General features: G+C 63.5%; 26 protein-coding genes. 3 read left to right on the forward strand and 23 right to left on the reverse strand.

Annotated features, from left to right (window positions below; translation table 11 throughout):
- Window positions 1-44: 44 nt before the first annotated feature.
- From E8E78_RS26560 to ccmA, 14 genes are all read right to left on the reverse strand, one after another.
- Window positions 45-383 carry an FKBP-type peptidyl-prolyl cis-trans isomerase gene (locus tag E8E78_RS26560; RefSeq protein ID WP_016488389.1) on the reverse strand — a complete coding sequence of 113 codons (339 nt, stop codon included), beginning with the start codon at window positions 381-383 and terminating at the stop codon, window positions 45-47.
- 82 nt (window positions 384-465) lie between these two features.
- Window positions 466-873, reverse strand: coding sequence for a GFA family protein (locus tag E8E78_RS26565; protein ID WP_016498587.1), 408 nt, complete (start codon window positions 871-873; stop codon window positions 466-468).
- A 79-nt stretch (window positions 874-952) separates the two neighbouring features.
- Complete coding sequence (locus tag E8E78_RS26570) at window positions 953-1741, reverse strand: PhzF family phenazine biosynthesis protein (RefSeq protein WP_049277346.1); 789 nt, start codon at window positions 1739-1741, stop codon at window positions 953-955.
- Window positions 1742-1790: 49 nt separating this feature from the next.
- A complete protein-coding gene (locus E8E78_RS26575) occupies window positions 1791-2729 on the reverse strand; it encodes a 2-hydroxyacid dehydrogenase (RefSeq protein ID WP_059395751.1) in 939 nt (312 codons plus the stop codon).
- A gap of 221 nt (window positions 2730-2950) precedes the next feature.
- On the reverse strand, window positions 2951-3367 hold the full coding sequence (locus E8E78_RS26580; protein WP_016488394.1) for a hypothetical protein: 417 nt from the start codon (window positions 3365-3367) through the stop codon (window positions 2951-2953).
- A 12-nt stretch (window positions 3368-3379) separates the two neighbouring features.
- Window positions 3380-4576: a c-type cytochrome biogenesis protein CcmI gene (ccmI, locus tag E8E78_RS26585; protein ID WP_049277349.1), complete on the reverse strand. Its 1197-nt coding sequence runs from the start codon at window positions 4574-4576 to the stop codon at window positions 3380-3382.
- Entirely contained in the window at window positions 4569-5045 is a 477-nt protein-coding gene (locus E8E78_RS26590; RefSeq protein ID WP_016498583.1) for a cytochrome c-type biogenesis protein, read from the reverse strand. Before E8E78_RS26590 ends, ccmI begins: the two co-directional genes overlap by 8 nt.
- Entirely contained in the window at window positions 5042-5578 is a 537-nt protein-coding gene (locus E8E78_RS26595) for a DsbE family thiol:disulfide interchange protein (protein ID WP_016498582.1), read from the reverse strand. Before E8E78_RS26595 ends, E8E78_RS26590 begins: the two co-directional genes overlap by 4 nt.
- Window positions 5575-7563, reverse strand: coding sequence for a heme lyase CcmF/NrfE family subunit (locus tag E8E78_RS26600; RefSeq protein ID WP_016498581.1), 1989 nt, complete (start codon window positions 7561-7563; stop codon window positions 5575-5577). The genes E8E78_RS26595 and E8E78_RS26600 overlap by 4 nt, the downstream gene beginning before the upstream one ends.
- On the reverse strand, window positions 7560-8015 hold the full coding sequence (ccmE, locus tag E8E78_RS26605) for a cytochrome c maturation protein CcmE (RefSeq protein ID WP_049277351.1): 456 nt from the start codon (window positions 8013-8015) through the stop codon (window positions 7560-7562). Before ccmE ends, E8E78_RS26600 begins: the two co-directional genes overlap by 4 nt.
- Window positions 8012-8188: a heme exporter protein CcmD gene (gene ccmD, locus E8E78_RS26610; RefSeq protein ID WP_012273475.1), complete on the reverse strand. Its 177-nt coding sequence runs from the start codon at window positions 8186-8188 to the stop codon at window positions 8012-8014. Before ccmD ends, ccmE begins: the two co-directional genes overlap by 4 nt.
- Window positions 8185-8952 (reverse strand): heme ABC transporter permease, encoded by a 768-nt coding sequence (locus E8E78_RS26615; protein ID WP_016498579.1) that lies wholly within the window; start codon window positions 8950-8952, stop codon window positions 8185-8187. The genes ccmD and E8E78_RS26615 overlap by 4 nt, the downstream gene beginning before the upstream one ends.
- 46 nt (window positions 8953-8998) lie before the next feature.
- The gene (ccmB, locus tag E8E78_RS26620) at window positions 8999-9667 is read right to left on the reverse strand and encodes a heme exporter protein CcmB (protein ID WP_012051653.1); all 669 of its coding nucleotides are present in this window, start codon (window positions 9665-9667) and stop codon (window positions 8999-9001) included.
- Window positions 9664-10296 (reverse strand): cytochrome c biogenesis heme-transporting ATPase CcmA, encoded by a 633-nt coding sequence (ccmA, locus tag E8E78_RS26625; RefSeq protein ID WP_049275138.1) that lies wholly within the window; start codon window positions 10294-10296, stop codon window positions 9664-9666. The genes ccmB and ccmA overlap by 4 nt, the downstream gene beginning before the upstream one ends.
- A gap of 203 nt (window positions 10297-10499) precedes the next feature.
- Between ccmA and E8E78_RS26630 the strand changes: the two genes are divergently transcribed.
- From E8E78_RS26630 to E8E78_RS26640, 3 genes are all read left to right on the forward strand, one after another.
- Window positions 10500-12056, forward strand: a complete 1557-nt coding sequence (locus tag E8E78_RS26630) for a flagellar hook-length control protein FliK (protein ID WP_059395752.1) — start codon at window positions 10500-10502, stop codon at window positions 12054-12056.
- Window positions 12053-12394, forward strand: coding sequence for an EscU/YscU/HrcU family type III secretion system export apparatus switch protein (locus tag E8E78_RS26635; RefSeq protein ID WP_049275141.1), 342 nt, complete (start codon window positions 12053-12055; stop codon window positions 12392-12394). The genes E8E78_RS26630 and E8E78_RS26635 overlap by 4 nt, the downstream gene beginning before the upstream one ends.
- A gap of 69 nt (window positions 12395-12463) precedes the next feature.
- The gene (locus tag E8E78_RS26640) at window positions 12464-15148 is read left to right on the forward strand and encodes a DUF6543 domain-containing protein (protein ID WP_049275143.1); all 2685 of its coding nucleotides are present in this window, start codon (window positions 12464-12466) and stop codon (window positions 15146-15148) included.
- Window positions 15149-15233: 85 nt separating this feature from the next.
- Here E8E78_RS26640 and E8E78_RS26645 read toward each other — a convergent pair whose 3' ends face one another.
- The 9 genes from E8E78_RS26645 to E8E78_RS26685 form a co-directional block, all read right to left on the reverse strand.
- Window positions 15234-15629, reverse strand: coding sequence for a DUF2802 domain-containing protein (locus tag E8E78_RS26645; protein ID WP_016498573.1), 396 nt, complete (start codon window positions 15627-15629; stop codon window positions 15234-15236).
- Between the two features lies 1 nt (window position 15630).
- Window positions 15631-16110 (reverse strand): chemotaxis protein CheW, encoded by a 480-nt coding sequence (locus tag E8E78_RS26650; RefSeq protein WP_003254393.1) that lies wholly within the window; start codon window positions 16108-16110, stop codon window positions 15631-15633.
- 43 nt (window positions 16111-16153) lie between these two features.
- On the reverse strand, window positions 16154-17047 hold the full coding sequence (locus tag E8E78_RS26655; protein WP_049275144.1) for a CheW domain-containing protein: 894 nt from the start codon (window positions 17045-17047) through the stop codon (window positions 16154-16156).
- Window positions 17047-17835, reverse strand: coding sequence for a ParA family protein (locus E8E78_RS26660; RefSeq protein WP_016488407.1), 789 nt, complete (start codon window positions 17833-17835; stop codon window positions 17047-17049). Before E8E78_RS26660 ends, E8E78_RS26655 begins: the two co-directional genes overlap by 1 nt.
- Window positions 17836-18052: 217 nt before the next feature.
- On the reverse strand, window positions 18053-18910 hold the full coding sequence (gene motD / locus E8E78_RS26665; RefSeq protein ID WP_016498571.1) for a flagellar motor protein MotD: 858 nt from the start codon (window positions 18908-18910) through the stop codon (window positions 18053-18055).
- A 3-nt stretch (window positions 18911-18913) separates the two neighbouring features.
- Window positions 18914-19654, reverse strand: a complete 741-nt coding sequence (locus tag E8E78_RS26670) for a flagellar motor protein (protein ID WP_016498570.1) — start codon at window positions 19652-19654, stop codon at window positions 18914-18916.
- A complete protein-coding gene (locus tag E8E78_RS26675; RefSeq protein ID WP_016498569.1) occupies window positions 19654-20778 on the reverse strand; it encodes a chemotaxis response regulator protein-glutamate methylesterase in 1125 nt (374 codons plus the stop codon). The genes E8E78_RS26670 and E8E78_RS26675 overlap by 1 nt, the downstream gene beginning before the upstream one ends.
- A gap of 46 nt (window positions 20779-20824) precedes the next feature.
- The gene (locus E8E78_RS26680; RefSeq protein ID WP_280311747.1) at window positions 20825-23074 is read right to left on the reverse strand and encodes a chemotaxis protein CheA; all 2250 of its coding nucleotides are present in this window, start codon (window positions 23072-23074) and stop codon (window positions 20825-20827) included.
- Between the two features lie 12 nt (window positions 23075-23086).
- Window positions 23087-23875 (reverse strand): protein phosphatase CheZ, encoded by a 789-nt coding sequence (locus tag E8E78_RS26685; protein ID WP_016498567.1) that lies wholly within the window; start codon window positions 23873-23875, stop codon window positions 23087-23089.

Genomic DNA, 23875 nt, shown 5'->3' on the forward strand with positions numbered 1-23875 from the left:
CCCCTCAATCAGACACGCGCCGACAGCGCGTGTAGTCCTTTTCCTCAATCATCCCGCGTCAGCACTTCCAGCAATTCGATCTCAAAGGTCAGGTCCGAGCCCGGCGGTATGGCCCCCACACTGCGCTCGCCATAGCCCAGGTGTGCAGGAACCTGCAGTTTTCGCTTGCCGCCAACGCGCATGCCCATCAGGCCCTGGTCCCACCCCTTGATCACTCGACCGGTACCAATCACGCACTGGAACGGCTTGCCGCGTGACCAGGATGAATCGAACTCGCTGCCATCGGCCAGCCAGCCGGTGTACTGGGTGGTGATCAGGGCGCCTTTGACGGCGGCTTTGCCTTCACCCTCGACCAGGTCGATGATCTGCAGTTCTTGGCTCACGGGCACACTCCAACGCTGGAAAACAAAGCCGCCCTTTTCTCAGGAATGCACCGGTTTGGCAAGCAGGATCGACGGCACACGATTAGCTGTTCTGCTCAAACACCTCTTGGCCGGTCAGCTCTTTGGTGTGGTTGGCAAAACAGTACCAGGCGGGCTTCTGCTCGACAAAAATCTGCAGATCGAAATCCCATTCCTGATCCCCATCCAGCAGGCCGACCGGCACTGCATGGAAGTCGTTGGCCTTCAGCCGGTAATACAGGTGCGTGCCGCATTGGCCGCAAAACCCTCGCTGGGCCCAGTCGGACGAGTCATAGACACTGGGGGCACGCCCTTCGATCACCGGTGGCTGGCTGCAATGCACCACCAGCAACGGCCCGCCGGTCCACTTGCGGCACATGCTGCAATGGCATGCGCTGATATGAGTGTTGTCGACGGTGACCTTGAGCGTGGTGGCGCCGCACAGGCAGGTACCTTGTTTTTCCATGGCCATGGCTGGTTCCTTTAGCGAGGGTTGGGCCAGCAATTATAGATGCCAGCTGCAACGCGCCTACAAAGGATCGCGTGAAGCTTCAGATGTACACAGTGCCGCGCAGGTACAACGCCGCTCGCCCGCTGATGATCACCCGGCCATTGCCCGGTACTTCACACAGCAGCTGGCCTTTGCGTGCCCCGCCCTGCTCGCAGCTCAGCAACTGCTTGCCCAGGCGGTCAGCCCACACTGGCGCCAGCGAGGTGTGTGCCGAGCCGGTGACCGGGTCTTCATTCACGCCAACCCGTGGGCCGAACCAGCGGGTGACGAAATCAAAGCCACGCCCTGCCGCCGTCACGGCAATACCACGCACGTCGAAGGCCGACAGCGCCACAAAGTCCGGCTTCAGCGTGTCGAGCAACAGGGCGTCATCAATTACTACTACATAGTCATCGCTGCGGTACACCGCCTGTGCCTGGGTCAAGCCCAGCGCTTGCAGCAGGCCCACCGGGGTTTCCACGACGGCCGGTTGCCTGGCCGGGAAATCCATGGCCAGCAGCCCGTCAGTGCCACGGCTGACACGCAACTCGCCACTGCGGGTGTTGAAGCGCAGTACCTGCGCCTGCTCACCCAGCTGCTCGAACAGCACATAAGCCGAGGCCAGGGTGGCGTGGCCGCACAGGTCGACTTCTACGGTCGGGGTGAACCAGCGCAGGTCAAAGGTTTCGCCGTTGCGCACGAAATAGGCGGTTTCCGACAGGTTGTTTTCTTCGGCAATGCGCTGCAGCACATCGTCCGGCAGCCAGGCTTGTAGCGGGATCATCGCCGCCGGGTTGCCACCGAACGGTTCAGCGGAAAAGGCATCGACCTGGAAGATTTCGAGTTGCATGCACACACTCCTTGTTGCCCGGGATTTGCCAGGCAGATGTCTGAAAGGGTTACTGGCTCACCGGGGTCAGTACTGGTTCACCGGCAAAGAATGCCTGCAGGTTGTGCAGCACCAGGGTCACGGTATCGCGCGCGGCCTCAGGCGACTGGCCGGCCACGTGGGGTGTGAGCACCGTGTTGGCCATAGCCTTGAGAGCATCCGGCACCGCCGGTTCGTCGTCGAATACGTCCAGGGCGGCGCCCGCCAGCTTGCCTTGCTCCAGGGCGGCCACCAGGGCGTCGGTGTCGACCACGCTGGCCCGAGCGATATTCACCAGATAGCCCTTGCCGCCCAGCGCCTCTAGTACGTGGGCATCGACCAGATGCTGCGTATTGGCGCCACCGGGGGTGGCCACGACCATGATGTCGACAGCTTCGGCCAGGTGGAGCGGGCTGTCGTACCAGGTGTAAGGCACATCTTCGCGCAGCGTGCGGCTGTGATAGCTGACGGGCATGTCGAAGCCCAGGTTGGCGCGCTTGGCAATGGCTTGCCCCACCGCCCCCAGGCCAAGAATGCCCAGGCGCTTGCCGCTCACCGAGGGGCTGATCACCCGGTTCCATTCACCGCGCCGGGTGCTGGCATCAGCACGGGGAATGTCGCGCAGCAGCGCCAGCAACAGCGCCAGGGTGTGGTCGGCGACTGCACTGGCATTGGCACCCGCGCCGTTGGTAACGGTGATGCCGCGGGCGGCGGCGGCAGCCAGGTCGACTTGCTCGTAACCGGCACCGATCACGCAGATGATCTGCAACTTGGGCAATGCGTCGATTTCTGCGGCAGTCAGCCCCAGCGGGCCGCGAGTGAGCACGGCATCGATTTCACTGGCGTGGCGCTGGATGGCGTCGGCGCGCAGTTGCGGCGAGGGGGCGCGGATCAGGCGATAACCGGCCTGCTCCAGCATGGGCAGGTAATCGTCGACGGTTTCTACCAGTACCAGGACTGTCTTGCGCATGCCACCTCCCAATGTTGAAGGGGCATTATGCGGAATCACCGTGCAGTACAGTCAATCGGTAATTGCGCGGAAAACTGTACTGTACAGGTGGAGTGGGAAAAGAGATTGCGTAACGGCCGGGAAGTCCGGCGTTAGGGATGCGGCGCATGGGAGATCGAGCACCGCCCGCGCGGGGCTCGATCTCGAACACCCAAATAACTCAAGACGGACCCGAAAGCCCCCTACTGGGCGAACGCTCGCCCTAACCCACCCGGCACACCACTGCTGTCAGTATCCTGCCAAGGCCCATTCGGGCTCAGCGACCAGCTCCAGCCGTTATCAAACCGATAGTAGGTACGCTGCCGGTAAAACGTGTTGGGCTGTTTCTCCAATACATACACACCCAGCTTGGGGTCCCAGTGGCTCGCCCCGCCAGGTGGTGGCGCAAAGCTGGCCGAGGTGCGCGGCATCGGCTTGGGTATCGCCGCTGGTTTGCTCGGCTGGGTGGACGGCTGCCCACCCGGCAACGGCTTGACCACCGGTCCTTGCGGCGGCACGCGCTCGATCGGGGGTGCCGGCTGTTCATACGGCTGGTGCACCGTACACGCAGACAAACCCAGGGCCAGGGTAATCAGGGTCAGGCGGACGGTGCTGTGCATGGCTTTGCTCTCTTACGGGTCTGGGCTGTCGATGGTCAGGTGCTGGGTAGCCTGGGTGGCACTGGGCAACGGCGCGCCCTGGCCAATCCACTCGCCGCGGGTAGGCTGGCCAGCGCGGGAAACACGTGCAACCAGTTGGACTTCGGCAAATTGCGACAGTTTCATCTGCGGCATCATCGCGTCAGCATCGGACAACTCCACTTCGATCGGCAACTGCGCCACCGTCACCCGCTTGGCTGCCAGGGGCATCGGCGGGCCATTGCTGGCGCGAGCGAAGATGAACACCGTATCGTCCGGTTTTACCTTGTCCTTCAGTTCCGCCGCCAGTTCCACCCGTACTTTCAGCCGCGCAGCCACTGGTGCGGGCGCTGCACCCTGCCCTGCCGGGTCACCCAGGCGTTCGGCAGCGCGGTCGATGCCACCTTGCAGGGCCGCACGCGAGGCATCGCCTTCCGGCAGCTGCGCCAACAGGCGCTTCCAGTAGTCGATGGCTTCCTGGTAACGCTCACCCTCAAAGGCGGCAATACCGCGCAGGCCCAGGCTGGTCACTTCGTTGGGGTCGGCCTTCAGCGCTTCATCCGTCAGTGCCTGCAACTGCGGGTTCCACTGCTTGTCGGCGGCAAAGTACAGGGCCTGGGCCCACTGGCCCAGCAGCTCGGGCTGGCGGCCAGCCAAAGCGACCGAGCGCTCGAAGGTACGCGCAGCATCGGCCGGGCGCTGCTCGGCCATGTAGGCACGGCCCAGGAAGTACAGGGCCTCTGCAGACTCCGGCTGAGCCTGGACCACACGCTCCAGGCGCGTGGTCATTTCTTCCATCGACTTGGGCGCCTCGGCGAATTCCTGGGTCAGCGCCACCTTGTCGGCAGCACCAAAATGCAGGTAAAGCCCCAACGCCATCAGCGGTACCAGCACTGCAGCCAGCAGCGGCAGGGCTTTGCCCAGATGGCCCTGGCGCGGGGCTTCGGCGCCTTCGGTATCGGCCAGCAGCTCACGGGCAGCCTCGTCACGGCCCTTGGTCAACTGCGCCGTATCGAGCACACCGGCAGCCTGCTGGGCAGCCAGTTCGGCAACGCGTTCCTGGTACAGGGCCACGTTCAGGGCGGTACGGTCTTCTTCCTGCTGGCGGCCACGGCCACGCAGGATCGGGATCAGCAAAAAGCTGAGGGCGGCGAGCAGCAGCAGGCCCGCGCTAAGCCAGAATTCAGTCATGGGTCTGTTCTTTTTCCAGCAGTTTGGCGAGTCGCTCGCGTTCTTCGACGGAAAGCTCATTATTGCCCGGCAAAGCCGTACCACGGCGTCGGCGCACGATCACCGCCAGCACCGCAAAACCACCGACCAACAGGATGCCCGGCCCGAACCACAACAGCCAGGTACGCCCGCTGAGTGCCGGTTTGTAGCGCACAAAGTCACCATAGCGGTCGACCATGAAGTCGACGATCTGCTGGTTGCTCTTGCCTTCGCCAAGCATGCGGAAGATCTCGCGGCGCAGGTCGGCAGCGATCGGCGCGTTGGAGTCGGCAATGTCCTGGTTCTGGCACTTGGGGCAACGCAGTTCCTTGGTCAACTGCTGGTAGCGTTCGCGCTCGGCGTCGTCGCGGAACTGGTACGTGTCGATGGCCGCCTTGGCCACGCCGGCCAGGCTCATGCCCAGCACGGCAGCTGCCAGCCAGCGCCTCATGGCCTGGCCTCGTCGACCAGGCCCTGGTACAGCGGCGCCAGCTGCTCACGCCAGACAGTTGCATCGACAATGCCCACGTGCTTGTAGCGGATGATGCCCTTGGCGTCGATCAGGAAGGTTTCCGGCGCGCCGTACACCCCAAGGTCCAGGCCCAGGCTGCCCTGCTCGTCACGGATGTCCAGCTGGTAGGGGTTGTGGAACTCGGCCAGCCATTTCTGCGCGGCGGCGTTGTCGTCCTTGTAGTTGACCCCGTGGATCACCACGCCCTGCTGCGCCAGCTGGTTCAGGTACGGGTGCTCGACCTTGCACGACGGGCACCAGGTGGCCCACACGTTGACCAGTGCCGGGCGCCCCTGCAAGTCGGCCTGGGTCAAGGTGCGGTCGCCCTGGGTCGAAGCCAGGGAAAACACCGGGAACGGTTTGCCGATCATTGCCGACGGCAACTCGTCGGGCTTGAGAAACAGCCCCTTGTAGAGGAACACCGCCACCAGCAGGAACACTGCGAGGGGGACTACCATGATCCAACGCTTCATGCAGCTGCTCCAGACACGCCCAGGGCATCACGCACCCGGGTCTTGACCTTGACGCGGTAGCGCCGGTCGAGTGCCGCCAGCAACCCGCCCAGGCCGGTCAGCAGACCGCCCAGCCAGATCCAGCGGACATAAGGCTTGATGTGCACACGCACCGCCCAGGCGCCGTTTTCCAGCGGCTCGCCCAGGGCAACGTACAGGTCGCGGGTAAAGCCGGCATCGATGCCAGCTTCGGTCATCATCGACTGCTGCACGGTGTACAGGCGCTTTTCCGGGTGCAGGGTAGTCACTTCACGGCCATCACGGCTGACCACGACGGTACCTTTGTCGGAAATGAAGTTCGGCCCCTCGAAGTGCTTGGCGCCCTGGAACAGGAAGTGATACCCACCCAGCTCCACGCTTTCGCCCGGGGCCATACGCAGGTCGCGTTCGGCGCTGTTGTTGCTCGACAGCACCACGCCCAGCGCACACACCGCCAGGCCCAGGTGTGCCAGTTGCATGCCCCAGTAGCTGCGCCCCAGGCCAGGCAGGCCCTTGAGCAGGCCTTTGTGACGGGTCTTGTCGAGGATGTCGCGCAGCCCGCCGAGTACCACCCAGGCCGCCAGAGCGAAGGCGGTCAGGGTCGGCCAGTCGAAGTCGTCAACGATAAAACCGGCAACCGGGGCAAGGATGGCACTGCCGATCAGCACCGGGGTGATCATGCTGACCAGCCATTTGCCTGGGGTGTCCTTCCAGCGCACCAGCACGCCCACGCTCATTACCACCATCAGAAGTGCCATCAGCGGCAGGAACAAGGCATCGAAATACGGCGGACCCACCGACAGCTTGGCCCCGGTCAGGGCATCAAGCACCAGCGGGTACAGCGTGCCGAGCAGAATCATCGACGCGGCCACCACCAGCACCAGGTTGTTGGCCAGCAGCAGCGTCTCGCGGGACCACAGGGCGAAGCCGACCTGGCTCTTGACCACCGGTGCGCGCAGGGCGAACAGGGTGAGCGAACCACCGACCACGAACAACAGGAAGAACAGGATGAAAATGCCCCGCGACGGGTCTGCGGCAAACGCGTGCACCGAGGTCAGCACGCCGGAGCGCACCAGGAAGGTACCCAGCAGGCTCAGCGAGAATGCGGCAATTGCCAACAACACGGTCCAGCTCTTGAACACCCCACGCTTTTCGGTCACCGCCAGCGAGTGGATCAGCGCCGTGCCCACCAGCCAGGGCATGAACGAGGCGTTTTCCACCGGGTCCCAGAACCACCAGCCACCCCAGCCCAGCTCATAATAGGCCCACCACGAGCCCAGGGTGATGCCAACCCCCAGGAAGGCCCAGGCGACGATGGTCCAGGGCCGCGACCAGCGCGCCCAGGCAGCGTCCAGGCGGCCGCCGAGCAAGGCGGCAATGGCGAAGGCAAAGGCCACCGAGAAGCCCACGTAGCCCATGTACAGCATCGGCGGGTGAACGATCAGGCCGAAGTCCTGCAGCAGCGGGTTGAGGTCGCGGCCGTCGGTGGGCACTTGCGGCAGCAGGCGCTGGAACGGGTTGGAGGTGATGATCAGGAAGCTCAGGAAGCCGACGCTGATCATGCCCATCACCGCCAGCACGCGGGCCAGCATCACCTGCGGCAACTGACGCGAGAACACCGACACGGCAAAGGTCCAGCCGCCCAGGATAAACGCCCACAGCAGCAACGAACCTTCGTGGGCGCCCCATACGGCGCTGAACTTGTAGTACCACGGCAAGGCGCTGTTGGAGTTGCTGGCCACATAGGCGACGGAGAAGTTGTCGGTCATGAAGGCATGGGTCAAACAGGCGAAGGCAAAAGCCAGGAAGGCGAATTGCCCCCACGCCGCCGGGCGCGCCAGGCTCATCCACAGGCTGTCGCCACGCCAGGCGCCGAGCAGCGGCACACTGGCCTGCACGGCGGCAAAGCAGATGGCCAGAATCATCGCCAGCTGGCCGAGTTCAGGGATTACCAGTGCCGCATTCATGGCTTGGCCTCCGTACCGGTGGCAGCCTGGCCGCTTTCCTTCAGGGCCTTGGTGACCTCGGGCGGCATGTACTTCTCATCGTGCTTGGCCAGTACTTCATCGGCCACCACTACGCCGTCGGCGTTGACCTTGCCCAAGGCGACGATGCCCTGCCCTTCGCGGAACAGGTCGGGCAGGATGCCGCGGTAGGTGATTGGCACCGACTTGTTGAAGTCGGTGACCACAAAGCGCACATCCAGCGAGTCGGACGAGCGCTGCACCGAGCCCTTCTCGACCATGCCGCCAGCACGGATGCGGGTGTCCAGCGGCGCTTCGCCGTTGGCGATCTGGGTCGGTGTGTAGAACAGGTTGATGTTCTGCTGCAATGCGCTCAAGGCAAAGCCGACGGCAACCCCGACGCCGACCAGCAGGCCGACGATGAGCAACAGGCGTTTCTTGCGCTGCGGATTCACTGGTTGTTCTCCCGGCGCAAACGGCGCGCCTCTTCTTGCAGGTAGCGACGGCGGGCCAACAGCGGCGCAGCGACATTCAGCGCCAGCACCGCCAGGCAGATGCCATAGGCCGACCACACGTACAGGCCATGGTGGCCCATGGCGAGAAAATCACCGAAGGTGGCAAAGCTCATTGTGCGCTCCTCCGCCCCAGGCTGTTCAACACTTCGTCCCTGACCCAACTGGCGCGCGCCTCGCGCTTGAGCACTTCAAGGCGCATGCGAAGCAACAGCACAGCGCCGAAGAAACAGTAAAAACCCAACGCCGTGCACAGCAGCGGCAACCACATTTCTGCGGGCATCGCCGGTTTTTCGGTCAGGGTGAAGGTCGCGCCCTGATGCAGGGTGTTCCACCACTCCACCGAGTACTTGATGATCGGGATGTTGACCACGCCGACAATCGCCAGCACCGCACAGGCCTTGGACGCACTGTCACGATTACTGATTGCCTGGCCCAGCGCAATAATGCCGAAGTACAGGAACAGCAGGATGAGCATGGACGTAAGGCGGGCGTCCCACACCCACCAACTGCCCCAGGTCGGCTTGCCCCAGATGGCGCCGGTAACCAGCGCCACGGCGGTCATCCAGGCGCCGATGGGCGCAGCACATTGCAGGGCGACGTCGGCCAGTTTCATCTTCCACACCAGCCCCACCACCCCGGCGACCGCCAGCAGCACGTAGCAGGACTGCGCCAGCATCGCCGCCGGCACATGAATGTAGATGATGCGGAAGCTGTTGCCTTGCTGGTAGTCCTGGGGGGCAAACGCCAGGCCCCAGGTGATACCGACCAGCAACAGGAGCACGGCAGCGCCGGCCAGCCATGGCAGCATACGGCCGCTGATGGCATAGAACCATTTCGGGGAGCCCAGCTTGTGGAACCACGTCCAGCTTATTTTCATCAGGGTACATCCAGGGTATTTGCCGGGCTTGAAAGCCCGGGACTCGTTATTCGCCGACGCTGATCTTCAGGCCGGCCGCTATCGCAAAGGGTGCCAGGGTAACGGCCAGGGCCGTCAGGCTGGCGAGCCAGAGCAGGTGGCCGGTTGCGGGCATATTTTGCAACGCCGCTTGCAACGCACCACTGCCCAGGATCAATACAGGGATATACAACGGCAGAATCAGCAACGCCAGTAACAAACCACCGCGCTTCAGACCGACTGTCAGCGCCGCACCTACCGCGCCCAGCAGGCTCAGGACCGGTGTGCCCAGCAGCAGGGAGCCGAGCAGCACCGGCAGGCAATGGCTCGGCAGCCCCAGCATCAGCGCCAGTAGCGGCGCCAACAATACCAGCGCCAGCCCGGAAAAGATCCAGTGCGCCAGCACCTTGGCCAGCACCAGCAGCGCCAGCGGGTGCGGCGACAGCACCCACTGTTCCAGCGAGCCATCCTCGAAATCGCTGCGGAACAAGCCGTCCAGCGACAGCAGCACTGCCAGCAGCGCCGCTACCCAGACCAGGCCCGGCGACAAGGTTTGCAACAATTGGCTTTCCGGGCCGACTGCCAGCGGGAACATGGCCACGACGATGGCGAAGAACACCAGCGGGTTGGCCAGCTCGGCAGGGCGACGGAACAGCAGGCGCGCTTCGCGACGCAACAACAGGATGAATACGCTCATGCCGCCCATTGCCCCAGGTTCAGTTCACGGTAACCGGAGGGCTTGCGTTCCAGCGTATGGTGGGTGGTCAGCACCACCGTGCCGCCCTGCTCGCAGTGCGCCGCCAGGTGCGCTTCGAGCTGCGCTACACCTTGCTTGTCCAGGGCAGTGAACGGCTCGTCGAGAATCCACAGCGGCGGGCTGGCCAGGTGCAGCCGGGCCAGGGCCACGCGGCGCTGCTGGCCGGCCGACAGGGTATGGCAGGGTACGTCTTCGAAACCGCGCAAACCGACCGCCGCCAGCGCCGCCCAGATCGCCTCGCGGCTGGCCTGCTGGTGCAGGGCGCACAGCCAGGTGAGGTTTTCCTCGGCGGTGAGCAGGTCCTTGATGCCCGCAGCGTGACCGATCCACAGCAGAATGCTGGCCAGGGCATGGCGCTGCTCGGCCAGGGGCTTGCCGCCCAGCAATATCTGCCCGGCGGTGGGTTGCATCAACCCGGCCAACAGCCGCAGCAAACTGGTCTTGCCGCTGCCGTTGGGGCCGCTGATCTGCAGCATGTCGCCGGCGCCCAGCTCGAAATCGAGCTGCTCGAACAGCAGGCGCCAGTCGCGCTCGCAGGCCAGGCCCGCAGCTTGGAGGTGAAGGGTCACGGTTTCGCCTTATCTTTGTAGGGCTTCGGGCCGGCGTCGCCTGTTTCGCGGGCAAGCCCGCGAAGCAGGCGACGCCGCTCCAGAACCCTTGTGTCTCAAGTCGCCCCGCGCGCTGCCGTTATACTGGCAACCACGGGCGGTCGGCATTATTACACGCGCCACCGCGCTGCCAAGAGGCCGGGTCCGACAGGTTGTATACAATCATGACTGAAATCAATAGTCTCGGCGCACAAACCGCGATCAACAGCCAAGCCATGAAGGCGGGCATGACCGGCGAACTGCTGCGCCTGATCCAGGCGCAGCCTGGCCTGCTGGCACCCGGCGAGACCGCGCAGGCCGAGGTCGTGTCGTTGCGCCAGACGGGCCAGGACTTCCAGCTGGTGCTGCGGTTGATACAGGCCAACGGCGTACAGACCCAACTGCAAGCCAGCGCCAGCCAGCCCTTGCCCCAAGGCAGCCAGGTCACTGTGAGCCAGACCGAAAGCAACCGCCTGGCAATCATGCTGCAGCAGGCCAACGCCAGCCAGATCACCACCCTCACTCGCCTGGACACCAGCAAAGTGCCCGTCGGCACCCTGCTGCAAGGCAAGGTCCTGACCAACCAGGCATTGGCCCAGGCGCCTGGGCAACCGGCGAGCTACCGGGCGCTGGTCAGCCTGCTCAACACTGCCCAGGCCGGCTCCACCCTGAGCATCGACAGCCCGCGCCCACTGGCCATTGGCAGCCTGCTCAGCGCACTGGTGCAGGGCGACCAGTCGCTGCGCTTTGTCCCGCTTAGCGGCAGACAGGACCAGCTCAGCATTGCCCAGCAACTGCTGACCCAGCAAAACCGCCAGGCCTCGCTGCCCGGCCTGCTCAACGCCCTGCAACAGCTCACCCGCGACCCGGGCGTCGATGGCGACCTGCGTGCCAGCGCCGAGCGCCTGCTGGCCGGGCTGCCAGACGCCCGCCAGCTGGGCAACCCCAAGGCCGTGGCCCAGGCCCTGAACAACAGTGGCACTTTCCTTGAAGCGAAACTGCTGGGCGGCTTTCCTGCCAGCGTGGCCACAGACCTGAAGGCCCACCTGCTGCGCCTGATCACTCAGGCCCCGGCCAGCACACCCGGCACGCCCGACCTCGCGCCCGCCAGCCTGGCCGTGACCATGCCGGCGCTGGCCCGCAGCGCACTGGGCATGCTCGAACGGGTCAGCCCCAAGCCGCAGCCAGGGGCATTCCCCCTGCCCTCGCGCCTGCTGAAGGCCATGGAAGACGAAGGCGACCTGCAACAACTGCTGCGCCTGGCCGCTGCGGCCATCTCGCGCCTGCAAAGCCATGCCATGAGCAGCCTGCAACAAACCGGCACGCTGGAAAACGGCAATCTGCAGACCACCTGGCAAACCGAAGTGCCGATCCGCCACGGCCAGGAGTTCATCCCATTGCAGGTCAAACTGCAGCGTGAAGAAACCCCGCAACAGCAGGCAGACCGCCAACACGAAGCACAGGACCCTTTGCAAGCCCTGTGGCGCATTGAGCTGGCCTTCGACCTTTCACCTCTCGGTCCACTGCAAGTACAGGCGCAGTTCAGCCAAGGCCGCCTGAGCGGGCACCTGTGGGCAGAGCGCGAACAAACCGCAAAGCTGATCGACAGCCAGCTCGGTGCCTTGCGCCAGCGCCTGCTGGAGCGCGGCCTGGAGGTTGGCGACCTGGAATGCCACCCGGGCATCCCCCCTCAAGGCCCGCGCACACGGGTTGAGCAACGCTGGGTAGACGAAAACGCATGACACAGAAACCACCCCGCCAGGCCATTGCCCTGACCTACGACGGCCAGCAGGCCCCAACCCTCAGCGCCAAAGGTGACGATGCGCTGGCCGAGGCCATACTGGCCCTGGCCCGCGAGCATGAGGTGCCGATCTACGAAAACGCCGAACTGGTGCGCCTGCTGGCACGCCTGGAACTCGGCGAACAGATCCCGGAGGCACTGTACCTGACCATTGCCGAGATCATTGCCTTCGCCTGGCAACTGCGGGGCAAGGTGCCCGCCGGTTTCAGCGACGAACCCGAGGCGCCGCGCGACATCACTCCGGTCACTGCACTGCTGCCGCCGGCAAACCACCGGTAGTTATCTAACACCGCCGTCGGCGTCAGCCGTTCAGCCTTGCCATTCCCGTCAATGAGCAAGGTGAACACCATGTCCACAAGCCGCATCAACTCCGCCGCCGTGCAGTACGTTCGCGACCACCTGAGCCATATCCCCCGCCCTGACCGCGAAGCCAGCCGTGCGATCCACCAATGGCTGACGCAGCAGGGCCATCACCTTGACCCCGACCAGACCGACGTAGTCACCCTGCACTACCGTGGCAATCAGGCAGTCATCGTCCAACGCCTTTCACTTACCCAAGCGACGCTTTCAGACTGGCAGGGTGAAACAGCCAAGAACCTGATCGGCCAGTTGCTCCCTGGCCACTGGGCAGGCACGTTGCCAGATGGCCCGCTGACCATCGTCGAGCGCCTGCCCGAACCTGGGGTGTTTGACAACAGCGCCCGCTTCTCGGTGTTCAACGGCCTGTTCCGGCGCACGACCCCGGCCCGCTACGACAGCAGCACACACCTGCCGGTCGACGTCGAGGCCATGCAGCAGTTCATCTGGGACCTGCACTTTCACACCCGCTTCGTGGGCATGCTCGACAATTACTGGCAACAGGCTGAACAAACCCACCGGCAGTCAATGCAGATCAGCTTCATGGCCGCCTGCAACAAGCAGGTCCAGGAAGGCTCGTTGAGCGATGCAGGCCGCCAGATGGCGTGGCAAGTGGCGGGGCTGATGGCAAAAGCACCCGGTTTGCAGGCAAGGCCTTTGAACGTATACGGCTACGCAGCCACCGACCTGATCTGCATCACAGACGAGGCACAGCCAAAAGTACTGCTGTACCTGCCAGGCAATGCATCGCCCTTGCATGAGTTCGACGGTATGGCTGCCATGCAAGACTGGTTCGCCGAACAGTGCCGCGACGACGAAAAACGCCTGCGCCTGCGCCAGTACTTCAAACTGGCCGACACCCCCGATGGCCTGGACTTCAGTGGGCTGGATACCGCGCTGGCGGGCCTTGGCGCCTACCCCGGTTTTCACCACCGATCGCCCAACCGCGCAGGCTTCACCGTCGACAGCCCCTGGCCCCCCCGCGAGTACATCAACTACAAGGCCGACCACTACAGCCCGTTGCTCGCAGGTGATCTGTTCACAGCCCTCACCCAACGCCAGCGCGAGCGCAGCTATGCCGATGCCGATTTCATCATCACCAGCGATGCGCAGGTGACCAAGGCTCGCTGGCGCGGCTACCTGGTGGCGTCGATCAACCTGCTGGCACCGCTGGCGCTGGTGGTTCCCGAGCTGATCCCGCTGCTGGCAGCCGGCGGTGTCGCGCAATTTGGCCTCGGGCTCGATCAGGCGATCAACGGCAAGACCCTTGCAGACAAGGACGCTGGTGTGAGCAACATCGCCTTCGGCCTGCTTAATGCCGCCCCACTGGCCTTGCTCCCTGCAGACGGCCTGCGAATGCTGTTCCCAGGCAAAAGCTCGCGCTTCGTCCTGCCCACGCGTCTTAACGATCAATGGGGCTACCCGCTGGGGCCCAACAGCCCTCCCCGGCTACCTGAAGAAATACTGGCAGACTTTTTCGTGCCAGCCGAGCCACCTGTAGAAGCCACGCGGATTGCCAGGGGACCCTTGAATCGGGCAACGGGTACCAACCCGCTGCTGGCGCTCAAGGACGGCAGCGAAGTCCAGGTACTGTATGACACTGAAAACGATGCCTTCATCCTCCAGGAGGATGCCAACGAAGTACTGCCGAATTACTACCAGGTAAACGCGGGCACGCGCGACCTGTATCAGGTCAACCCGGCCACGCGTGGCGCCAGCGATGCAACGCGCATGTACACGCTACGTAACATGGACGTCGACCTGCAACTGCCGCTCAGCGTGCCTGTGGTCAACAGCTCGGAAGTAACCCCACTGCCCAAGAAAATCCTCAGCATCTGGGTCGGTGGCAAGAGCATCCCGGATGAGCTGGTGGAGAACATCACGAGCAATGCAAAACGCCTTGAGGGTACGGGCTTTACTTATGAGTTCTACCTGTCGAAGTCCAACCCTAAAGCCTTCATGAAAAACCGCGCAAAGCTGACCGCTGCTTCGAACGTTCAGATCAAAACTCTGGAAGAGCAGCCCTTCTACGCGGCCTTCGAGCAAACCGACTTCTACCATCAGTACCGCCAGGCACTGGACAGTAACGGGGCAAACTTCTCGTCTGCCTCCGACATACTGCGCTACCCGTTACTCCATTCGGAGGGCGGAATCTACATGGACGTCGACGACACGCTGCGCAGCTTCGAAGACAACCCCGACAGCTTCGCCATGATCAGCTCGGTAGCCTTGAAAACCACGCCTGATGGCCTGGTCCTCGGCAGCCCGGTGAACAACGAGCTGCTGGGCATGCATTGTGACTACAACAGCAACATGATCGGCAGCCATGCCAACAACCCGACCCTGCGCGCAATTTCTGCAGAGATGGATGCACGCTACCGCAGCAATCTATCGTTCTACGACATCAGGCCACTGGCAGGCACCCACGGTTACGCAGCCTACGCCAAGGAATTGAGCAGGATGACCGGGCCTGGCTTGCTCAACGATGTAGTTGCTGGGCATCTACCCAGGCTGCAGTTCCTGCGGCAACTAAGCAAGCTGGAGTCGATTCCGCAGACCACTTATCGCGCCCTCACGGAAAACCTGGCCTTCCCCATTGCCCAGGCGCGCAAAAACGACCAGGCACTGGGTAGCGTGGCAACCATCGGCAACTACCACTCTTGGGGCAAACCCTGAGGTCGGCGTCCTGAGTTACCTGACCCGCAGCGCGATACAGGATCAGCCCCTGCTCCGGTGCGCCCAGGCAGGCCTGTAACCGAGGTCAGCCGCTGCGGTGCAGCTTGCTCATCAGCTCCGCCTCGGCCTGGGTCAGCCCACAGCTTTCGGTCAGCTCGGCCACGCTGGCGCCCATGCCAACCAGCTTGGCCGCCTGGGAGAAGGTGACGTTGTTGGGGTCGCGCTGCTCCAACTGCTGGAGCCTGTCAGGCAGCGGGGCCATCGTCACGCTCAGTTCGTGCAGCGCCTCGCCCATGCGCACGGTACCGTTCTGGTAGTCGTCCAGGCGCTTGGCCAGGTCCTTGATGCGCTGGTCACGCAGCGCATCGCCCTCGGCTTGCTGCGCAGCCAGCTCGCGCTGGCGCTTGCTGTAGTTGAGGAAGAACCACAGGCTCAGCGCCCAGACCAGCGCCAGGAAGATGACAGCAACCTGTAGGATCAACTCAGATATTCTCCAGCTCGGACCACTCTTCCTCGGTCATCATCTTGTCCAGCTCGACCAGGATCAGCAGTTCGCCATTCTTGTTGCACACGCCCTGGATGAACTTGGCCGACTCTTCGTTACCCACGTTCGGTGCGGTTTCGATTTCGGACTGGCGCAGGTAAACCACTTCGGCCACGCTGTCGACCAGAATGCCGACGACTTGCTTGTCGGCTTCGATGATGACGATGCGGGTGTTGTCGGTGACTTCGGTCGGCATCAGGCCAAAACGCTGACGGGTGTCAATCACGGTCACCACATTGCCGCGCAGGTTGATGATGCCCAGCACGTAGCTTGGAGCGCCCGGTACCGGGGCGATCTCGGTGTAGCGCAGCACTTCCTGTACCTGCATCACGTTGATGCCGTAGGACTCGTTGTCCAGACGAAAGGTAACCCACTGCAGGATCGGATCTTCGGAACCTTGTGCAGACGACTTTTTCATTCCCCTACCCTCAAAATCCGCTGTTTGGCGGTTGTGTTCTGTGTCATTTCTGTTTGGCGTGCATCTGCTTGACCGCGCCGCTGGCGATCAACTCGGCCAGTGCGGCGACGTCGAGCAGTGCACACATGTGTTCAATCACCGTGCCGGCCAACCACGGGCGCTGGCCGCGCTGGCTACGCCACTTGATCTCGGACGGGTCCAGGCGCAACGAGCGGCTGACCTGATGCACGGCCAGTCCCCATTCGTAGCCTTGCACGGAAATCACGTAATTCAGGCCTTGACGGAAATCGTCGCGGTAGCGGTCGGGCATTACCCAACGCGCAGTGTCCAGCACCTTCAGGTTACCGGCCTGGCAGGTCAAAATACCCAGGAACCAGTCAGGCTGGCCGAACAGCGGCGTCAGCTCCTGGCCGGCCAGGTTGTAGATCGAGCCCAGGCACACCAACGGCACCGCCAGGGTCAGGCCGGCGACGTCGAACAGCAGGCACTCGAACGGCTCCGCCGCCCACACCGGGCGACCGTCGACGGTCGCCGGGGGCACCGGTAAATTGGGCGCTGGCAGGTGCACATCGACCAGCGGCACTGCGGGTTCCACGGTTTGTTCTTCGACCAGAACCGGAATGGCGGCCTCGGCGAGCACCTCCTGCTCGACCACCGTCACCACCGGCGCCTCTACTGGCACGACGCTGGGCAGCACCGCCAGCCTGGGTTCAGCAAACGGCCGTGGGGCAAGGCTGGCAGGGGCTTCGGCGGGTACCGGTTGGGCCAGCTGACGGGCATCACGTGCCTGTTCCTCACGCACCGCCTCGGCGAACGCGTCCGCCGAGGCTGGCGGCTCAAACAGGTCTTCGGCCTCGGTGGCTTCCTGCAGCAGGCCATCGAGGTACGACTGCAAGGCCATCTGCGGCCGGGTGCTGGTGTGTCGGGTCTGGGTCATCAGGCCACCTGCACTGCAGTCTTGTAGGTCAGCAGGTGCTTGAGCAGCGCCCGGTAAGCAATCAACCCGCGGCTCTTGCTGTCGAACTGCGAGGGCGTGACGCCCTTGCGGCTGGCATCGCGCAGGCGCGTATCCACCGGAATATAGCCCTGCCACACCTGTTGGCCATAGGTGTCACGCAGCAGCTTGAGTGTGCCCAGCGAGGCCTGGGTGCGGCGGTCGAACAGCGTGGGCACAATCTGGTACGGCAGCGCCTGCTTGCGCGAGCGGTTGATCATGGCAAGGGTACCGACCATGCGTTCCAGGCCCTTCACCGCCAAAAACTCGGTCTGCACCGGGATCACCAACTGCTGGCTGGCGGCCAGGGCATTGACCATCAGCACGCCCAGCAAGGGTGGGCTGTCGATCACGGCATAGTCGAAATCCTGCCACAGCTGCGCCAGACTCTTGGCGATCACCAGGCCCAGGCCATTCTGCCCCGGCGACTGACGCTCCAGCACGGCCAGTGCGGTGCTCGACGGCAACAGCGAAATGCGCTCATCGCTGGTGGGCAGCAGCAACTGCCCGGGCAGGCCGTCCGGCACTGCGCCCTTGTGCAGGAACAGGTCGTAGCAGCTGTGCTCCAGCGCATCGGGGTTGTGCCCGAAATAGCTGGTCATCGAACCGTGCGGATCGAGGTCGACAACGACCACGCGCTTGCCTGCCTCAGCCAGCAGGCCAGCCAGGGCGATGGTTGTGGTGGTCTTGCCGACGCCACCTTTTTGATTGGCTACTGCCCAGACTCTCATCAAGCAAACTCTATCTATTGATTTGGCAGGGACACTGTAGAAACTACTGCCTTGCTCAACACTTGGAAGCGTGTGCAATCAGTGTGGGAGCGGGTTTACCCGCGAACACCGGCGTAGCCGGTGCCATACACCGTGTCGCCTTCTTCGCGGGTGAACCCGCTCCCACAGGGATTTGGCAATCTCATCAACTGGGTAACGGTGACAGAGAATTGACGAGTTACTGCCCCGCCACCGTTGCTGGCGTTGCAGGTGCACTTTGTGTGCCAGCCCGGCGCAACGCGGCATCCGGCGTGGCATGAGCACTGCCCGAGCCGGTCAGGCTGCGGCGCACTTCGAGGTTGCGCGAAATCACCAACACCACCCGGCGGTTACGCGCGCGGCCTTCGGCGGTGTCATTGCCGGCCACCGGCTGGTACTCGCCATAACCCACCGAGGCCATGCGCGCCGGGTTGACCCCTTCCATGGCCAGCAGGCGTACGATACTCGCCGCCCGCGCCGACGACAGCTCCCAGTTGGTCGGGTACTGCGCCGTGCGGATCGGCAGGTTGTCGGTAAAGCCTTCGACATGCACCGGGTTGGCGAACGGTTTGAGGATGCTGGCCACCTTGTCGATGATGGCAAATGCCTTGTCGCTGGGCATGGCATCGCCACTGCCGAACAGCAATGACGAACTCAGCTCGATCTCGATCCACAACTCGTTGCCGCGCACGGTCATCTGGTTGCTGTTGATCAGGTCGCCAAAGGCGTCGCGCACGTCATCGCTGATGGTTTTCAGCGGGTCGACATTGGTCGCTGCCAGGCCCGCTTCGGTCTGCTCGCTGTCTTTGACCAGCGGCTCTGCCGGACGCACGCTCAACGGCTGCTCATCGCCGATGGGGATCGGTTTCATGCTGCGCTCAGGGTCGTTGAACACCCCGAGCAAGGCTTGGGAAATAACCTTGTACTTGCCCTCGTTGATCGAGGAAATCGAGTACATCACCACGAAAAAGGCGAACAGCAAGGTGATGAAGTCGGCGTACGACACCAGCCAGCGTTCGTGGTTTTCGTGTTCCTCGGTATGACGACGGCGACGCATGGGTTACTCCATGAAGCCTTGCAGCTTCAACTCGATGGAGCGCGGGTTTTCACCCTCGGCAATCGACAACAAGCCTTCAAGCAGCATCTCGCGGTAGCGCGACTGGCGCATGACGTTGGCCTTGAGCTTGTTGGCGACCGGCAGCAGGATCAGGTTGGCGCTGGCCACGCCGTAGATGGTGGCGACGAAGGCCACGGCAATGCCGTTGCCCAGCTGCGAGGGGTCGGCCAGGTTGCCCATCACGTGGATCAGGCCCATCACCGCACCAATGATGCCGATGGTCGGCGCATAGCCGCCCATGCTCTCGAACACCTTGGCCGCCTGGATGTCACGGCTTTCCTGGGTCAGGAAGTCGACTTCAAGGATGCTGCGGATGGCTTCTGGTTCGGCACCGTCCACCAGCAACTGCAGGCCCTTGCGCGCATACGGGTCGGGCTCGGCGTCGGCCACCCCTTCCAGGCCCAGCAGGCCCTCCTTGCGCGCGGTCAGGCTCCAGTTCACCACGCGGTCGATGCCACCCGCCAGGTCGACCCGCGGCGGGAACAGGATCCAGCGCAGAATCTGCAAGGCGCGCTTGAAGGAGGACAGCGGCGACTGCAACAAGGCAGCCGCCAGGGTGCCACCCAGCACGATCAGCGCCGCCGGGCCGTTGACCAGAGCGCCGGCATGGCCGCCTTCAAGGAAGTTGCCACCGACGATGGCGACAAAGGCGAGAATCAGGCCGATCAGGCTGAGGACGTCCATCAGACGCAGGCCTCCACCAGGTGCTTGCCGATGTCGTCCAGGCTGTACACCGCGTCCGCCAGGTTGGCTTTGACGATGGCCATGGGCATGCCATAGATCACGCAGCTGGCTTCATCCTGGGCCCACACGGTGCTGCCGCCCTGCTTGAGCAGGCGCGCACCTTCGCGGCCATCGGCGCCCATTCCGGTGAGCACCACCGACAGCACCTTGTCACCGTACGACTTGGCTGCCGAGCCGAAGGTGATGTCCACGCACGGCTTGTAGTTCAGGCGCTCGTCACCGGGCAGGATCTTCACCGTGCCACGGCCGTCGATCATCATCTGCTTGCCGCCGGGGGCCAGCAGGGCCAGGCCTGGGCGCAGCATGTCACCGTCCTCGGCTTCCTTCACGTTGATGCGGCACAGCTTGTCCAGGCGTTCGGCAAAGGCCTTGGTGAACGCTGCCGGCATGTGCTGGATCAGCACGATCGGCGCCGGGAAGTTGGCCGGCAGCTGGGTCAATACCCGCTGCAGGGCCACCGGGCCGCCCGTGGAGGTGCCGATGGCCACCAGCTTGTAAGGCTTGCGCTTGGGGGCTGGCGAGTGCGACGCCGCCGGGGCCGCTGCACGGGCAGTCGCCGCAGGGCGGGCCGGCGCCGGGCTGGCGAAGCTGCTGGCCGGCGCAGGGCTGCTGGCGGGCACAGGGGCGGCGACCGGCGCCGGCCTGGCATAGCTGCCGAGGCGGCGGTTGCTGCGCGAAATGGTATGTACCTTCTCGCACAGCATCTGCTTGACCTTGTCGGGGTTGCGCGAAATGTCCTCAAAGTTTTTCGGCAGGTAATCCACCGCGCCAGCATCCAGCGCGTCGAGGGTGACGCGAGCGCCTTCGTGGGTCAGCGAGGAGAACATCAAAACCGGCGTCGGGCAGCGCTGCATGATGTGCCGCACAGCGGTGATGCCGTCCATCATGGGCATTTCGTAGTCCATGGTGATGACATCGGGCTTGAGCGCCAGCGCCTGGTCGATTGCTTCCTTGCCATTGGTCGCGGTACCTACTACCTGGATCGTCGGATCCGCGGAGAGGATTTCCGAGACACGGCGGCGGAAGAAACCGGAATCATCCACCACCAGGACCTTGACTGCCATAAACACTCCATTAGGCGGCGCAACCCGCCAGGGTGCGCCACCGAAATCAAATACGCCGCGCGGCGTAACGCTTGAGCATGCTCGGGACGTCGAGAATCAACGCAATGCGACCGTCACCGGTGATGGTGGCCCCGGACATGCCCGGGGTGCCCTGCAGCATCTTGCCCAGCGGCTTGATTACCACTTCTTCCTGGCCAACCAGTTGATCGACGACAAAGCCGATGCGTTGCGTGCCGACCGACAGGATCACTACATGACCCTCGTGCTGCTCTTCGTGCACCTGGCCCTGTACCAGCCAGCGCTTGAGGTAGAACAGCGGCAGCGCCTTGTCGCGCACGATCACCACTTCCTGGCCGTCGACCACGTTGGTGCGCGACAGGTCGAGGTGGAAGATCTCGTTGACGTTGACCAGCGGGAAGGCGAATGCCTGGTTGCCCAGCATCACCATCAGGGTGGGCATGATCGCCAGGGTCAGCGGCACCTTGATGACGATCTTCGAGCCCTGGCCTTTGGCCGAGTAGATGTTGATCGAGCCGTTGAGCTGGGAAATCTTGGTTTTCACCACGTCCATGCCCACGCCACGGCCAGACACATCGGAAATTTCGGTCTTGGTCGAGAAGCCCGGGGCGAAGATCAGGTTGTAGCAGTCAGATTCGCTCAGGCGATCAGCGGCATCCTTGTCCATCAGGCCTTTTTCCACGGCCTTGGCACGCAGGATGTTCGGGTCCATGCCCTTGCCGTCGTCAGAGATCGACAACAGGATGTGGTCACCTTCCTGTTCGGCCGACAGCACCACGCGTCCGGTGCGGGCCTTGCCCGAAGCTTCACGCTCGTCGGGCATCTCGACACCATGGTCGACGGCGTTGCGCACCAGGTGCACCAACGGGTCGGCCAGGGCCTCGACCAGGTTCTTGTCCAGGTCGGTTTCTTCGCCGACCAGCTCCAGGTTGATCTCTTTTTTCAGCTGGCGGGCAAGGTCGCGTACCAGCCGCGGGAAGCGGCCGAAAACTTTCTTGATCGGCTGCATGCGGGTTTTCATCACCGCAGTCTGCAGGTCGGCAGTGACCACGTCGAGGTTGGACACGGCCTTGGACATGGCCTCGTCGCCGCTGTTCAGGCCCAGGCGCACCAGGCGGTTACGCACCAGCACCAGTTCGCCGACCATGTTCATGATCTCGTCCAGGCGCGCGGTGTCGACGCGAACGGTGGTTTCCGCTTCGCTGACGGCATGCTTCTCGGCAGCCGGCGCAGGCGCACGGGGGGCCGGCGCAGGCTTGCTGGCGGCCGCAGGCGCCGGCGCCGGCGCAGCAGCGGCTGGCTTGGCCGCCGGCTGGCTGTCGGCCAAGGCCTGGGCAGGCGCTTGCGCCTTGGCCACAACCGCGGCCTCGACCGCAGCAACGTCACCACCAAACTTGCCCTTGCCGTGCAACTGGTCAAGCAGGGCCTCGAACTCGTGCTCGCTGATTTCGTCGCCAGCGGCGCTGTTGTCAACCGCGACCGGCGCCGGTGCTTTGACGGCAGGCAACGCATCAGCCTGGAACGTGCCCTTGCCATGCAACTGGTCGAGCAGCGATTCGAATTCTTCGTCGGTAATTTCGTCGCTTACCGCTTCTGCGGGCGCGGCAACCGGCTGTACCGCAGCTTCGACACTGAACTGGCCTTTGCCGTGCAACTGGTCGAGCAGCGACTCGAACTCGGCGTCGGTGATTTCGTCACCTGAACCACTGACAGCCTCGACCTGCATCTGCTCATCGACCGCGGCTTGCGCCTTGACCGCATCGAGCGAATCGAGCAGCTGTTCAAACTCGCTGTCGGTGATGTCCTGGTCATCGGCAGGGCCCATGGCCGCAACCGGTGCCTCGGCTACCGCTGCCGCTGGCGCAGGCGCTTCAGCGGCCTCGGCACCACCGGGTTCGGCCAGGCGCGACAAGGCCGCCAGCAACTCGGGGGTGGCCGGGGTTACATCGGCGCGCTCGCGCACCTGGCCAAACATGCTGTTGACCGTATCCAGTGCTTCAAGCACCACGTCCATCAGTTCCGCATCGACCCGGCGCTCACCTTTGCGCAGGATGTCGAACACGTTCTCGGCGATATGGCAGCACTCCACCAGCTCGTTCAGCTGGAGGAAGCCGGCGCCCCCTTTTACAGTGTGGAAACCGCGAAAGATCGCATTGAGCAGGTCGGCATCGTCAGGTCGGCTTTCCAGCTCGACCAGTTGCTCGGACAGTTGCTCAAGAATTTCGCCGGCTTCTACCAGGAAATCCTGGAGGATTTCTTCATCGGCGCCGAAGCTCATCAAACGTGCTCCTTAAAAACCCAGGCTGGACAGCAAATCGTCGACATCGTCCTGACCGGACACAACGTCTTCACGCTTATCGGCATGAATCTGCGGACCTTCACCCCGAGTCGGATGTTTTTCTGCATCTTTTTCTGCGCGCAGTTGATCGTGGTCATGCTGGATACCGGCAAAGCGGTCGACCTGGCTGGCCATCAGCACCAGTTTGAGCAGGTTGCTTTCCACCTCGGTCACCAGGCTGGTGACGCGCTTGATCACCTGGCCGGTCAGGTCCTGATAGTCCTGAGCCAGCAGAATGTCATTGAGATGCCCGGCAACCTTGCGGTTACCTTCAGCGCTGTGCGTCAGGAAACTGTCGACGCGCTTGACCAGGTCACGGAACTCCGGCGCAGCCACTTCGCGGCGCATGAAGCGCTGCCAGTCGGTGCTCAGGGCCTTGGCTTCGCTGGCCAGGTCGTTGAGCACCGGGGTGCTTGCCTCGACCAGGTCCATGGTGCGGTTGGCCGCGCCCTCGGTCAGCTTGACCACGTACGACAGGCGCTCGGTAGCGTCGGTAATCTGCGACACCTCCTCGGCCTGCGGGATGGTCGGGTCGATCTGGAAGCTGACGATAGCGCTGTGCAACTCGCGAGTCAGCTTGCCCACTTCCTGGTACAGGCCGCGATCGCGGGTCTGGTTCAGCTCGTGAATCAGCTGTACCGCCTCGCCAAAACGGCCCCGTTCCAGGCTTTCGACCAACTCCTGGGCATGTTTCTTCAGGGTCGATTCGAACTCCCCCAAAGACGTTTGTGATGAATCCAT

The sequence above is a fragment of the Pseudomonas sp. BN505 genome (assembly GCF_029873175.1).
Lineage (GTDB): Bacteria > Pseudomonadota > Gammaproteobacteria > Pseudomonadales > Pseudomonadaceae > Aquipseudomonas > Aquipseudomonas putida.